Source organism: Chitinophaga chungangae (assembly GCF_017742215.1).
Taxonomy (GTDB): domain Bacteria; phylum Bacteroidota; class Bacteroidia; order Chitinophagales; family Chitinophagaceae; genus Chitinophaga; species Chitinophaga chungangae.
Genome location: NZ_JAGHKP010000004.1, coordinates 661292 through 675436, shown reverse-complemented (window position 1 = coordinate 675436; position 14145 = coordinate 661292). Strand labels below are relative to the sequence as shown.

General features: G+C 51.6%; 11 protein-coding genes and 1 tRNA gene. 8 read left to right on the top strand and 4 right to left on the bottom strand.

Annotated elements, in window-relative coordinates:
* Positions 1–215 precede the first annotated feature (215 nt).
* The gene (locus tag J7I43_RS22315) at positions 216–3389 is read left to right on the top strand and encodes a chemotaxis protein CheB (protein WP_209148089.1); all 3174 of its coding nucleotides are present in this window, start codon (positions 216–218) and stop codon (positions 3387–3389) included.
* A gap of 96 nt (positions 3390–3485) precedes the next feature.
* Positions 3486–5135, top strand: a complete 1650-nt coding sequence (locus J7I43_RS22310; protein ID WP_209148088.1) for a Na+/H+ antiporter — start codon at positions 3486–3488, stop codon at positions 5133–5135.
* Positions 5136–5253: 118 nt separating this feature from the next.
* Here J7I43_RS22310 and J7I43_RS22305 read toward each other — a convergent pair.
* Positions 5254–5327 (bottom strand) — tRNA-Asp (locus tag J7I43_RS22305).
* 139 nt (positions 5328–5466) lie between these two features.
* On the opposite strand from J7I43_RS22305, the gene J7I43_RS24810 reads away from it, so the two are divergent.
* From J7I43_RS24810 to J7I43_RS22290, 4 genes are read left to right on the top strand one after another with little or no spacing between them, the layout of a single operon-like run.
* Positions 5467–5976: a hypothetical protein gene (locus J7I43_RS24810; protein WP_236023449.1), complete on the top strand. Its 510-nt coding sequence runs from the start codon at positions 5467–5469 to the stop codon at positions 5974–5976.
* Between the two features lie 2 nt (positions 5977–5978).
* On the top strand, positions 5979–6485 hold the full coding sequence (locus tag J7I43_RS22300; protein WP_378108823.1) for a class I SAM-dependent methyltransferase: 507 nt from the start codon (positions 5979–5981) through the stop codon (positions 6483–6485).
* 21 nt (positions 6486–6506) lie between these two features.
* The gene (locus J7I43_RS22295) at positions 6507–7535 is read left to right on the top strand and encodes a hypothetical protein (RefSeq protein ID WP_209148087.1); all 1029 of its coding nucleotides are present in this window, start codon (positions 6507–6509) and stop codon (positions 7533–7535) included.
* Positions 7501–9831, top strand: coding sequence for a hypothetical protein (locus J7I43_RS22290; protein ID WP_209148086.1), 2331 nt, complete (start codon positions 7501–7503; stop codon positions 9829–9831). The genes J7I43_RS22295 and J7I43_RS22290 overlap by 35 nt, the downstream gene beginning before the upstream one ends.
* A 76-nt stretch (positions 9832–9907) precedes the next feature.
* Here the strand turns inward: J7I43_RS22290 and J7I43_RS22285 are convergent, their stop codons facing one another.
* Together J7I43_RS22285 and J7I43_RS22280 are read right to left on the bottom strand one after the other, a co-directional pair.
* Positions 9908–11170, bottom strand: coding sequence for a DUF2264 domain-containing protein (locus J7I43_RS22285; RefSeq protein ID WP_209148085.1), 1263 nt, complete (start codon positions 11168–11170; stop codon positions 9908–9910).
* A gap of 15 nt (positions 11171–11185) precedes the next feature.
* The gene (locus J7I43_RS22280; RefSeq protein ID WP_209148084.1) at positions 11186–12385 is read right to left on the bottom strand and encodes a glycoside hydrolase family 88 protein; all 1200 of its coding nucleotides are present in this window, start codon (positions 12383–12385) and stop codon (positions 11186–11188) included.
* Positions 12386–12496: 111 nt separating this feature from the next.
* Here J7I43_RS22280 and J7I43_RS22275 point away from each other — a divergent pair, with 111 nt between their 5' ends.
* The gene (locus tag J7I43_RS22275) at positions 12497–12976 is read left to right on the top strand and encodes a thermonuclease family protein (protein WP_209148083.1); all 480 of its coding nucleotides are present in this window, start codon (positions 12497–12499) and stop codon (positions 12974–12976) included.
* A gap of 40 nt (positions 12977–13016) precedes the next feature.
* Positions 13017–13493: an acyl-CoA thioesterase gene (locus J7I43_RS22270; RefSeq protein ID WP_209148082.1), complete on the top strand. Its 477-nt coding sequence runs from the start codon at positions 13017–13019 to the stop codon at positions 13491–13493.
* 10 nt (positions 13494–13503) lie between these two features.
* On the opposite strand, the gene J7I43_RS22265 is transcribed toward J7I43_RS22270, so the two are convergent.
* Entirely contained in the window at positions 13504–14139 is a 636-nt protein-coding gene (locus tag J7I43_RS22265; RefSeq protein ID WP_209148081.1) for a redoxin domain-containing protein, read from the bottom strand.
* Positions 14140–14145: the final 6 nt, after the last annotated feature.

The following is a 14145-nucleotide window of genomic DNA, read 5'->3' as shown; positions in this document are numbered from 1 at the left end:
ACCAGCATTGCCAAAACAACAGCAGGTTACCAGTTCCAATATCAAATTTGAAAAGATCGGCTATTTCCGCGGCAATGGCATTAATTTATTCAACGGGGAACAACCATAACTTCCCGCCGAACCTACATTCTGGAATGGCATTTGGAATATTACCCTATCTTAGGCTGTCTGTCGCCTGAAATTTTTCCGAGTTTACAAGTAAAACGCACTTCGCAATGATTACCGTAGGGCCCCATCACGTTATAGCCATCGGCGCTTCCGCAGGAGGCATGGATGAGATCAATACATTTTTTGATAATACGCCTTTGGATGGCGTGGCGTATGTTATCGTCCAGCACCTGTCACCGGATTTCAAAAGCAGGATGGTGGAATTACTGGCCAGGCACAGCAGGCTGCGGGTACAGGAGGCGGAAAACGGGATTGAGATCAAACCCAACCATGTTTACCTGATACCTAATGACAAGTTCATGACCATTCGGCATACCCGGTTGTTCTTAACAGCAAAAGAACATAAAAAAGCACCCCATCTTACGATCAATACATTTTTCAATTCATTGGCCGCCAGCCATGGCAAAAAAGCTATAGCCGTTGTATTGTCGGGCATGGGTGCTGACGGTGCGGAGGGGGTTATGGCTGTAAAAAAAGCGGGCGGCCTGGTGATTGCCCGGGACCCGGCTACCTCAAAATTCCCGGGCATGCCTTCGAATGCCATTGTGACGGGAACGGTGGATTACATACTGGAGCCTTCCGCCATGCCGGAAGCGATCGAAAATTATGTACAGCACCAACGGGAAGAGGAAGCGGGCATCCAGGACAATGAAAATATGATCATTCCCATTGTCGATTATATCAAGGAACAATTGCCCCTTGATTTTTCCAATTACAAACTCACGACGCTGCTCCGGCGGACCAAACGCAGGGCGGCATCCGCCAACTTCGATACGCTGGAAAACTATTACAATTTCCTCCGCACCAACCCGGCAGAAGTGGCTACGCTGGCCAAAGACTTCCTGATCAGCGTAACCGCCTTTTTCAGGGACAGGGAAGCCTTTGATATAATCGGGAAGGATATCGTGCCAGACCTGCTTTCAAAACTGGAACCCGGCGAAGAACTTAAATTGTGGATCGCGGGATGTGCTACGGGCGAAGAAGTTTATTCCATTGCGATCCTGATCAAAGAACAACTGATCGGCCCATATAAAGACGTGCCGGTAAAAATCTTCGCTACAGACCTGGACAGCGCGGCCTTATTATATGCCGGCAAGGGGCTGTATCATTGGAGCAGTGTGAAGGATATCCCGGCTGAAAGGCTGCAGCAGTATTTTATAAAAGAAAATGAAAGCTACAGGATATCCCCTGTTATACGCCATATGGTGATATTCGCCCAGCACGACCTGGCAAGCAACCCTCCTTACTGCAACATGCATTTCATCAGTTGCCGGAATCTGCTGATCTACATGACGCCTTTCCTGCAGAAGAAAATATTCTCCATGTTGCTTTTCGGTCTTAAATTCAATGGATACCTGTTCCTGGGCGCAAGTGAAAACCCAGCCTCCATTATCGACCACCTGGACGTGATCAGTAAAAAATGGAAATTATACAAGAATATCAGCAGAAAACGGATCATCAACTTTGATACATTTTCGATACCTGCTTCGTTCGCCGCCGGCACACCGGCCCCTCACCGGGATATTGCCAGCAGGTATAAGGGTAATGATATCGCAGAAAACGTGAACGATGTCCTGGCCGGCGAACTGGATTGCATCGCCATCTGTATCGACGAAAACCACCAGGTGATCAGATCATATGGCGATACCTCCAGGTTCCTGCTGCAACAAAACTTCAATACGAATCTGATGGATTTGTTGCCGGAACACCTGGGGCTTGCATTCAATACCCTCATTAGCCAGGTGGCGGCGACGCAACAGAAAGCCGGCGTTAAAGGCATTCCCCTCAATGCCAACGGAACCGGCATATCGGTCAGCCTCTCCATCAGCCCGATTGAAAGCAAACTGGGAATTCCCGCCTCTTTTTTGATAATACTGAAAGAAGACCCACCGTCGGGTGCCTTCCATGCGACGTACGAATCTTTCAACGAACGGACATACAATATCAAATACGTTTCCAGCCTGGAGCATGAATTGAAAGCGGTGAAAGATGAGCTTTCCGCCGCATATGAAAGAATCGATGCGTATAATGAGAATATGCAGTCCTTCAACGAAGAACTGATCTCGTCGAACGAAGAAATGCAAAGCACCAATGAAGAAATGCAATCCGTTAACGAAGAACTGCATACCATAAATGCCGACTACCAGTTAAAAAATAAACAGTTGCTTGAAATAAACGACGACTTGAACAATTATTTCAGAAGCAATATCAACGGGCAGATCTTTCTCGACGAACAGTTTCGTGTCATGAAGTTCTCTCCCGCGGCCGTTAAACTGATCAATCTGCAAGACGCGGATACCGGCCGGCCGATTAGCCATATTTCCACCAATATTAAAACGGACGCGCTTTTAAAAGACTTAAAAACCGTACAGGACAAAGGTTCGGAAGTTACCCGGGAAATCGAGACCAATGAAGGGCATTGGTACCAAATGGTGGTCATGCCATACATTCAGCAGGTAGAAAACAGGCAAAAAGGTGTGGTCATCTCTTTCAATGATATTACCGCACTGAAGAAAGCAAAGATTGAACTGGACGAAAAAAATGAAAGCCTGCTGCGGATCAATGCGGACCTGGACCATTTCATCCATATGGCGTCCCATGATTTACTGGACCCGCTGAGCAGTATCGAATCAAGTATTACCTTAATGAACTTGGTAGATAACAGCAACGCGGAATTGTCGCAGTTTTTGGGTATCATCAATTCGTCCATTAAAAAATTCCGGATGCTGATCAATAACATCGCTACGATCGCCAGGCTGGAAAATAATATGACAGATATGGAAGCGGTGGACATCGGGGAAGTTATCAGCAACATTGAATGGAGCCTGGATAGAAAAATAAAGGCTTCTCATGCCGTCATTACTACACAGCTGGAAGTAAAAGAAGTTTACTTCTCCCCCAAAAACCTCCGGAGCATATTGTACAACCTGGTTTCCAATGCCATGAAATTCGCCAGCGTGGAGCACCCGAAGGTGCATATACGCACCAGGCAGGAGGGAAAGCACGTTATTCTGAGTGTGGAAGATAACGGGATCGGCATTTCCCAGGAGGGGATCAGGAAACTATTTACCATTTACGGACGATTGAATCTGGACGTGGAAGGACATGGCGTAGGGTTATACCTGGCCAATAAAATCATACACGCCGCAGGTGGGGACCTCAGAGTCGAAAGCATACCCGGAAAGGGCAGCAAATTCAGCATCTATTTTAAAATAGACTAAATAACTAGATGCATAGTCATTAGTATTCCATATCGGCTTATGTAAAGTGTTATTACATACGTTACAGCCCGTACAAATAGTTTAACTTCTCCATAGATGCAACAATTTGACGCGGTCATTCTCTCACTCGTTGTGCTGATTGCTTTATCCACTTTTGAGGGGAGGTTAAAATTTCCATTCCCCATTCTATTGGTGATTACCGGTGCGGTGTTGGGCCTTATCCCCCAATTCCCCATCCTCATGCTGGACCCAGACGTGGTTTTCCTGATTTTTCTCCCCCCATTACTTTTCGATGCGGCATCGCGGACCTCCTGGCACGACTTCAGGAAAGACATACTGCCCATCTCCACATTAGCCATTGCACTGGTCTTTTTCACGACGGTTACCGTAGCCCTGGCTGCCTATTATTTCATACCGGGGTTCAGCTGGCCATTGGCGTTCGTGCTGGGAGCGATCGTATCCCCGCCTGATGCCGTGGCGGCAACCGGAATAACCAAAGGGCTGGGACTTAACAAAAGGGTTGTGACCATCATTGAAGGAGAGAGTCTCGTCAATGACGCCAGCGCCCTTATCGGCTACCGGTTCGCTTTGATAGCCGTGAACACCGGCACATTTGTATTCTGGCAAGCCGGCCTGCAATTTAGCCTGCTTGTTGCCGGAGGGATTTTATGCGGGGTTGCGACAGGGTACATTTTTGTGTGGATGCACAAAAAGATCACCCGCAATTCCATTACCAGTACCAGCCTTACTTTACTAACTCCTTTCATTTCCTACATCCTCGCGGAACGGTTACACGTGTCTGGCGTATTGGCAGTAGTTTGCACCGGCCTGTTTATCGCCTGGCGTTCGCCAAAGATATTTTCCTATCAAACAAGGATACGGTCGAAATCCGTTTGGGACACATTGATTTATATACTGAACGGCTTCATCTTTTTACTGATCGGCCAACAGTTACCCGACGCTCTAAAAGAGCTGGGTGAATATTCGTTGCCGGTGTTACTGGCTTATGGCCTCTTGATCAGCGTGGTGGTAATCGTTGTGCGCATCGTGTGGGTTTTTGCCACGGCATTTTCACACAAATTAGTATGGGGCGATATTAAAACTGTCGGTTCAAAAGAAATACAGGATGAAGGAAAGACCACCTGGAAAAACGTATTGATAGTCGCCTGGACGGGAACCAGGGGCATCGTGTCCATGGCTACCGCACTGGCGCTGCCGTTAACGTTGACCGCAGGCGCCTCCTTTCCGCACCGTTCTTTAATCCTGTTCCTGACATTCGTCGTTATTTTCGTAACGTTGGTGATTCAGGGAATGTCTCTTCCCCTTATGATAAGGATTTTAGGCGTAAAGCCTAATTTACGGTCCGATAAAGAAGAAGAGGAATTACAAAAGTTTGTTCTGCAAAGCACGCTATATTTTATCGAGCATGAATTTCCAATACCACTGGAAGAAAGTATAAAGCGCCAGATCAAAGCTGTATATGAAGAAACCCTCAGGCAACTGCAACAAAAAATAAAGGATGGCAAAAATCTACAACTTACGAACCTGGAAGAAGAACCCTGGCTAACAGTGCCCGTAGCCCCCATATTGTTAGCCCAGTTGGAGATCAGCAAATTCCGGCGGGGACTATTGCTCAGGCTTCATAAAAACAGCCGCTATAATTACGAGTCCATCAGAAAGCTGGAGCAACAATTGGACCGCGATGACCTCAATCTCAACGATGTTTTGAAGAGAGAAGATGAATAGCAGCAGGGAAATAATGTCGCTACGGTTGCGGCGCTCCAATCTTGGGATCGGCGCCCTGGATGATGCACACGTAAATGCCATAAAAACAGAAAAGCCTTAGATTTCTCTAAGGCTTTTGCGGACCGGACGGGACTCGAACCCGCGACCTCCGCCGTGACAGGGCGGCATTCTAACCGACTGAACTACCGATCCATCCCTTCGTAAAAGCATGACGCTCTTCCGTTTTGGGATTGCAAAGATAAGGACAATTAAAGCATATAAGCAAATCTTTTTAACAAAATTTTTAAGCCCCCGGAAATACTTAATTTCATTGAGCATCAAAGCCTACCACATGAAATTCCATTATATCATATTAGTACTTCCCCTCATTTTTGCCTGCAACCGCGTCAGCCAGAAAACAACCGCAGACAGCTCCATCGTAGACGGCGTAAAAGAACTCGTGCCCGTTGCCCCACCCCCTGCCATAGACCCGGAAAATGCGCAGGTACAAGCGCAGGACACCCTCTTCGAAGACGGTACTATTCCCTCCTCCTGGGCCAACGCCGGATTCGACGATCCCGAAGGGTTCAAACAATTTGTGTGGCGGTTTAAGGATTGGGTAAAAAACGACCGGCAGGACAGCATCGCGCAACATATCAAATTTCCCCTGCGGCAATATAAAACCGAATCCGCTTTCCGCGAACATTACGTCCATATCTTCGATGCTTCCCTGAAAGCCGCGGTGGATACACAGCGCCTCGACCGCATCTTCCGCAACGCACAGGGCGCTACGATCGGCAACGGCCGTATCTGGTTCGCTCCCCTGCCCGAAGGTTACCGCATTATTGCCATCAATCCATAAAAATGGAATTACATACCGCGATCTCCCTCATCAGCACACCGGCCCTGCACACGCCGGGGCCCGTCGTTTGGGCAGACCTCGGCTGCGGCAAAGGACTGTTCACCCGGGCGCTGGCCTCGCACCTGCCCGCGGGAAGCACCGTCATCGCCGTGGACCGGGAGCCCGTGAAATTCACGCAGCCAGGCATTCAATTCAAACAAATGGATTTCGAAAAAGACGAATGGAAACAAATACCGCCACTTAACGGCATCCTGATGGCCAATTCGCTCCACTTCGTGAAAAACAAAGCGGCCTTTCTCGCCAAAACCGCCGCCCATCTCCACAAAAACCACCAGTTCCTGGTCGTGGAATACAATACCGACACGCCCAACCCATGGGTGCCCTACCCGCTTTCTTTCCCGAACCTGCAAAAACTTTTCCGGGACGCGGGATATAAAAAAACGGACCTCCTGCGCGAACATCCTTCCATCTATCACCGCTCGAAGATGTACGCCGCGCTGATCCGCTGATTTAACGATATTTGCACACGCATGAACTTTCGCAAATTATTGTGCTGGGGCCTGCTTCCCCTGTGTTTGTCCTGCTCCCGCCCCCGGGAAACGCACCGCGCCTTTTATTACTGGAAGCAGCGCTACGAGCCCGGTTCCGCCGAAAAAACCGCGCTGCGCCAACTGCATGTCAAAAAACTGTACGTAAAATGTTTCGACGTAAGCTGGAACGAAACAGATCGTTCTGCCGTGCCCGTTGCCATCACCGATTTTAAAGAACCTTTCCCGGACAGCCTGGAAATTGTGCCGGTCGTATTCCTCATGAATGAGATCTGGCGACAAAAAGACACCGGCCAGGCGCGATTGATGGCCGAACGGACGGCTTCGCTGCTCGCCAGCCAGTTCGCACAAACACCGGCACACAAGATCCGGGAGATCCAGCTGGACTGCGACTGGACCCGCAGCAGCCGCGACGTGTATTTCAGTTTCCTGCAACACCTGCGCCGGCAACCGTTTTTCAGCGGCAGGGAAATGTCCGCCACCATACGCTTGCACCAGGTCAAATTCCTTTCCGCCAGCGGCGTGCCACCGGCAGACAAAGGACTGCTGATGTGTTACAACATGGGCGACCTGCGTAAGCCCGGCGATCATAATTCTATATTGAACATGGAAGAACTGAAGGCCTACACCGGCAACGACAGGATCAGCAATTATCCGTTACCTTTGGACCTGGCGCTGCCGCTTTTTGAGTGGACCGTGCTGTTCCGGAATAACCGGTACAAGGGCCTGCTGCGGCAATTGCCCCTCGAAAACAGGCAGCTGTTCAGGAAAGAAGGCGAATTCACCTACACCGTCCTGCGCGATACGGCGCTTCAAAATACGCTCGTCCGGCGGGGCGATGTGGTGCGGTACGAAAGCTGCTCCCCCGAAACGCTGCGAAAGGCGGCGCGTTACCTCAACCGGCAACGGCAGCCCCATACGCCGGCTATCATTTTTTATCACCTCGATCCCATCATTTTTCAAAAGTATACCGTGCATGAACTGGAAACGATTTACCATCTTTTTGAGTAGCCTCCTTGCCCTCGTTGCCGGCGGCACCGCCTACGTATTTTCCTGCGGCCCGCAGCCGGACCCGTACGATTATTACGCCAGCTTCTACAACCCAAACATCCCCTCCCAGTCCGGGTTTGAACCGTTTTATTATACGGCGCTCTCTCCTTTTTTCGGCAGCGAAATACCCGAAGAAACCCTCAACATCGGGGAGTGGAATAACTTTTTCGGAGGGAAAGTGCCGGAGAAAGACATTCTGCAGTTCGTTTACACCTTTACCCGTCCCGAAATGAGCGCCTTGTACACGCACATCGAAAAAGGCACGCCGCTGCAACTGCCGGACAGCTTAAAAAACAATGCGCTCACGAAATATTTCATCCGGTCGGCCGACAAGGAAACACTGGGCTACCTTATGTTCGCCAAACAATGCGAGCCGCACGTCCGCGGCCCTGAAGGATGGGAAAACGTGAACAGGGATTCGCTCACCATGATCAGGCTTTCCCGCAACGGCATACAACTCTACAAAGCCTGCAAAAACGAACACATCCGCGAACGTTTTGCTTTCCAGTCCATCAGGCTGGCGCATTATTGCAATGCCTACACGCAGGCGCTGCAATATTACGATTCGCTGAAAACGCCCGCCGGTTCCACATCTCTCATTCACTACAAGATCGAAGGCCTGCGGGCGGGCGCGCTCCGCCGCACCGGGAAACCCGCGCAAAGCGCCTACCTGTTTTCCCGCATCTTCGAAAACGCGCCTTCCCAGCGCGAAATGGCTTACCGGAACGTACATTATACAGACGCTCCCGAAGAAGCCGTGATGCAGCTCTGCAAAAACAATCATGAAAAAGCCACAGTGGCCGCGATCTATGCGCTTCACACCACCGAGATCAACCTGGACGGCCTCCGCAAGGTGTATTCCCTCGACCCGCAGTCGCCCATGCTGGACGTGCTGCTGAGCCGTGAAATGAACAAACTCGAAGAAAATTACCTGACCGCGATGATCGAAAAGGACGCAAACCGGCAGGAATCGCGCTACCCGGCCGAAAACCCGGGCGACCGTGCGATGGCGCTTTCCGTGCAGCAGTTGCTCGACGAGCTGGCGAACGGCGGCAAGGTGAAAGAACCTGCGCTGTGGCAAATTTCTTCCGCTTATCTCTCCAATGCACTGAAAGACTACGCCGGCGCAAGAAGCAGGCTGGCAGCCGCTTCCGTGGCCGGTTTGCGGCCTGCGCTGAAAGACCAGGCGGAAGTAGTGAAACTGCTCGTGACCATCAACGAACAACCCGTTATCGACGCCGCGTTCGAAAACAAATTGCTGGAATCGCTGCAATGGCTGGACACAAAAGTCAACGGCACGATCAACGATCCCTACAACCTCAGCGCGAAGGAAGTGGACGCCTATTATTTTAAACGCATGTACCGCAACCTGCTCGACCTCGTGGTGTCAACACGCTACGCCAGGCAAAACGATCTTGCGCGCAAAGCGCTCATCCTTGCAAAAAGAGACAAAGTGCTGCCTTATGCGTACAATTATTACAGCGTAAGCGCGCTCGGGTATATGGAAGACACGCTGCAAACCCAGCACCTGCTGGCGCTTTACAATGGCGGTCTTTCCAAAAAGAAAACGCCTTTCGAGAAATATCTCTACGAACAGCTGCAGATGAGCGATAAGGAGATCGGTGAAATGGTCGCGGTGAATTACGTGCGCACCCACCAGTTCCGGGAAGCGGTGGAATGGTTCAAACGCTCTACCAGCAGCCGTTATGCCACACTTGCCTTTACCCCGCAGCTGACGGATTACGGTTACGATGAAGCGGATTCGACAAAAACGGACCGTATCAGCCAGCAGCAGTTTGCCGAACGTATGCTGGAACTGGAAAAACAAATGAAGAAAAAACCCGACGCCAAAACGTATTTCGAATACGCTACCGGCCTGTTCAGCATTTCGTACTATGGCCACGCATACCAGTTTTCCGCCAGCTACCGCCCAAGCACAGACTGGTACTCGCCAGAAGACGAAAAAACGCCTTTTCTTAAACAATATTTCGGTTGTTACCGCGCGGAAGAATATTATAAAAAAGCCGCGGACGCTGCTACAGACAAGGAGTTCAAAGCCGAATGCCTCTTCATGGCGGCCCGCTGCGCGCAAAAACACATGCCCCGCGAAGGCGACCTGGAATGGTACGGCCATGCGGTGCTGAACCCGTATTTCCCCGAGCTTTACAAAAATTACCAGCAAACGGAATTTTACCGGGAACGGATGCGCGAGTGCAGCTACCTCCGCGATTTCCATCATTCCCAACCAAAACTTTAAACGCCAAACCGCATAAAAAACGAAGGGATGGAATAAAAATTCCATCCCTTTTTATTTCTCATCAAATACTACAGTGTCAGTTCCGGATAGCGTGATCGATGCCGAAAGGCTCGCCGTTCCAGGCTTTTTTCATCGTCCAGCTGGCGAAAGGCGCCGACCAGAAAGGATGTGAAGCCGGAAGGCCAAGCGGCAGCAGTCCCAGCGATGCGAGGTACATGCTGCCGGAATTGGAATAATTGTCCGCCACACCAGGCTGGTGGCCGATCACGCCAAGCGTCAGCCAGCCGTCTTTGTCGAACGTTCCTTTGAAATCGAATTGTCTTTTCATGACGGCGGTAAGCGCGCAGCGCACCTGCGCGGGCGTTATTTCCCCCGGCAGCTCGCCGTTGAGCGCCAGTTGAGCCAGCGGCTGAAACGCGCCCACACGGTAGGTACTGGAGCGCCCCACGATGGGATAAGTGCCTTCGGGGGAGATCTGCCGTTCGAGAATAGCGGCGTACCGCTGCATCCGGCGAAGCGCCGTGTCGTATTGTTTTTTATAGTCGCCGTTGCGCGCGGCCATCACTTTCAGGATGTCCACGTACATCGGTTGTATCACGAAGCCGTTGTAATAATCGTAATGAAAGGCAGGCCCGTCGCCGTACATGCCATCGCCTTTGTACCAGGAGGCGGTTTTGGTGAGGGCTTCGTCTATCCTTTCGATCTTATATTCTTCGTTGATGGAAAAGAGGAATGTTTCGATGATGCCGGCGAACAGCGTCCAGTTGTTTCCGAAATTGCCGAGGCGGCGGAAGCTCTGCAGTTCTTTTACGAAGCGCGACTTGGTGGTTGCATCCAGCGGCTGCCAGAGGGTTTGCGGCGCGCGCAGGAAACCGTGCACGAGGAAAGCCGCGTCCACAATGGGTTGCCCGCCATGGTCCCAGTTCATGTAGTCGGGATTGGACGGGTCCACGCAGTTGGCGAGACTTTGCATCATTTGCGCGCGCAGCGTTTTGCGGAGTTTTCCTTCCCGGGTATCGTCGTCCGACAGGGCCAGCCACGGCGCGATGCCGGCCGCCAGCCGTCCGAAACCTTCGAGATGCGCGGTGGTTTTATCGCGTTTGCCCCAGGTGGGCGCGTATTCCATGTTCCAGTTCTTTTTCAGCGTGCCTTTGCTCAGGTTCCCGAGAATGGGCGCCGCCATTTTGCGCATCAGTTCCACCCAATATGCGCGGTCGCTTTCAGGACCCGGCGTTTTTTCTTTTTCAACCGCTGAAACGGCCGCCAATACCGGCGTTGCGGGCAAAGCCGCCACCGCGCCGAACAGCGAGGTCCATTTCAGAAAATTCCTTCTCTTCATCACTTTTCTAAATATTTACAGGTACCATTTTTTATAGCGAAGCAAACCTTCGAGGAAATAATAATCCGCGTAAGTAAGCGGCACGTCCACTTCCGAATTGGCCAGGAAGCTGCCCACGCTGTTTTTCAGGATAAAACCGCCGTTCTCGCCCGGCTTGGCGCGGTAGGCATCGGAGGAAAGCGATTGCAACATGATGGTGGCTGCGTCCACATACGTGGCGCGATCTGTTTTGCCTACGTACTGGCCCAGTTCCAGCAGTGCGGAAGCGGCGATGGCGCCGGCGGAAGCGTCGCGTGAAGTGGGGATCTGCGGCGCGTTGTAGTCCCAGTAAGGGATCTTGTCCGCGGGCAGGTTCGGGTGGGAGAGAATGAAGTTCGCGATATTTTTAGCCTGTTCCAGGTAAGTTTTGTTTTTCGTGAAACGGTACATCATGGTAAAGCCGTACAGCCCCCATGCCTGCCCGCGGCTCCATGCGGAAGTATCGTGCGCGCCCTGGCCGTTTACTTTTTTGATGATCTCGCCATTGTCCAGGTTGTAATCCACGATGTGGAAAGTGCTGTGATCGGGACGGTAATGGTTCTTGAGCGTGGTATTGGCATGGGTCAGCGCAATCTCCTTGTATTTGCCGCTGCCACCGTGCTGGGTCACCCAAAGCAGCTGCTCAAGGTTCATCATGTTGTCGATGATCACGGGACAGTTGAGGTTTTTGCTTTTGTTCCACGACTGGATGGAGTGGATAGACGGGCGGTAGCGGGTGATCTGGTAAGCGGCCGCAGTGTCTACCACGTCTTTGTATTTTTTATCGCCGGTGATGCGGTAAGCGTTGCCAAAGCTGCAGAAGATCATAAAACCGATGTCGTGGTTGCCGGTGTATCTTTTTTCCTTTTCGAGGAGGGCCAGCCTTTTTTCCGCTTCAGCCTTTACGTTCGCGTCTTTGGTGTATTCGTACAGGTACCAGAGCGTGCCGGGGTAGAAACCGGAGCACCACCATTCGGTGCCGGAAGTAATGGAGCGGCCCTGGGCGAAGGAACGGGGCATACGGTCTGCCGGCGTGTTGGCTTTCAATACCTGGTATTGTTTAACCGCAAACTGCATGTTTTCGTCGATCAGGGAGGCCATTTGTTTTTTCGTGGAGGCGGATTGCGCCGTGGAAAGCAGCGGCAGCAACAATATCATCACGACCGCCGAAGTCAATTTTTCAAAAGTGGATCTCATTTTTTCCGGTATTTAGCTGTAAAACGTGAATAGTCCGTCCGCCGATGCAAACGTTTGCATAAAAATAATAAACGAGGGGGAATATCCAAGGAAATTTTTAATCTTGCAGCCATGCGAACGTTGTTGATCATCATATTCGCCCTGGCCGGCGTAATGGCCCGGGCGCAGACCTATACCGGGAAAGTGACCGCGGTAAAAGACGGGGATACGATTGAAATGCTGGTGAACGGGAAGCCGCTCAGGATAAGGCTTTATGGGGTAGACAGCCCGGAAAAGGGGCAGCCCTTCGGTGAAAAGGCGCGGCAGTACACGTCGCGGCTTTGTTTCGGAAAAGTGGTGAAAGCCAGGAAAGAAAGCCACGACCAGTATGGCAGAACGGTGGCGGAAGTGTTCCTGCCGGACGGTTCGAGCCTGAACATGCAGCTGGTGCAGGCGGGTTATGCCTGGCAGTATACGTTCTACAGCAAAAGCGAGGAAATGACGGCCGCGCAGGCTGCCGCAAAAGCCGCCCGCAAAGGCCTCTGGCTCGACGCGCACCCCGTAGCGCCGTGGGAATGGCGCAAACAGCACCGGAAAGCGGCAAGCCGGTAAGATCTTTATTTTACTTCATTGAAAACCTAAAAAAGAAACGATGGAAGAAAACTCACGACACACCATCACCCTGCGATTCCTGGCAGAGCCGTCTGACGTAAATTTCGGCGGGAAAGTGCACGGCGGCGCCGTAATGAAATGGATCGACCAGGCGGGCTTTACCTGCGCGGCCAACTGGAGCGGGCAATACTGCGTTACCGTGTACGTGGGCGGCATCCGTTTTTACAAACCTATTTCCATCGGCGACCTGGTGGAGATCTCCGCTTCCATTATTTACACGGGCACCACCAGCATGCATATTTCCATTCACGTGCACGCCGGCAGCCCCAAACAGCAGGCAAAAGAAAAAACCACGCATTGCATCATGGTGTTCGCGGCGATCGACGAACACGGCAAAACCGTGCCCATTCCCAAATGGATACCAAAAACCGGGCACGATAAAAACATGGAAGCGTACGCCCATCGCCTGATGGACCTTCGCAAAACGATCGAAGATGAGATGAAGCCTTATTTGTAGAGGGTCTCGGTTACGCGATCGCGCGGCTCAGCGCCTGCGCCTGGCCGGCGGTGTACACCTCCGACAATAACTCGCGGCGATCGATGCTGCGGTCGAAATAATGATCGATAAAATCAAAAGTGATGCGCTGGCTTTGGCCGATCACGTAGATCGTAGGCAGGGGCGCATTTTCTTCGAAGCCGGAAAGACGGTCCCAGAGCGGGTCTGTCTCCGCATAAATTCCCGCGCTGCGCGCGATCTGGTGATTGCGGTCGAGCGCGAGCGGGAAAGTGAGCTGATGTTTCACGGCCACCGCTTCCAGCTCCTTACGGTTGTCTGCAGACACCACGAGCAGCTGCCCTCCCATTACCTGCACGTCCGCATACAGGTCCTGCAACTGCTGGATATATTTTTCACCATACCCGTTCCAGTGAATGGAAAAAAACGCCAGTACCAGCGGCTGGTTCAACAGTTCGCTGCCTACGATATAGCTGTTTTCCCGGTCCAGGAAAGGGAACGGGATCACAAAATCTTCTTTGTGGAGATTGAACAGCGGCAGGGTATGACCGGCGGTAATGGGTTTGATGGGGGTATTGTCCTGCGGCTTGGTGCGGCGGATGTCGTAGCTCAGGGGCGGAAAATCTGCATATCGGTTAATCGTACGCATAAAGTT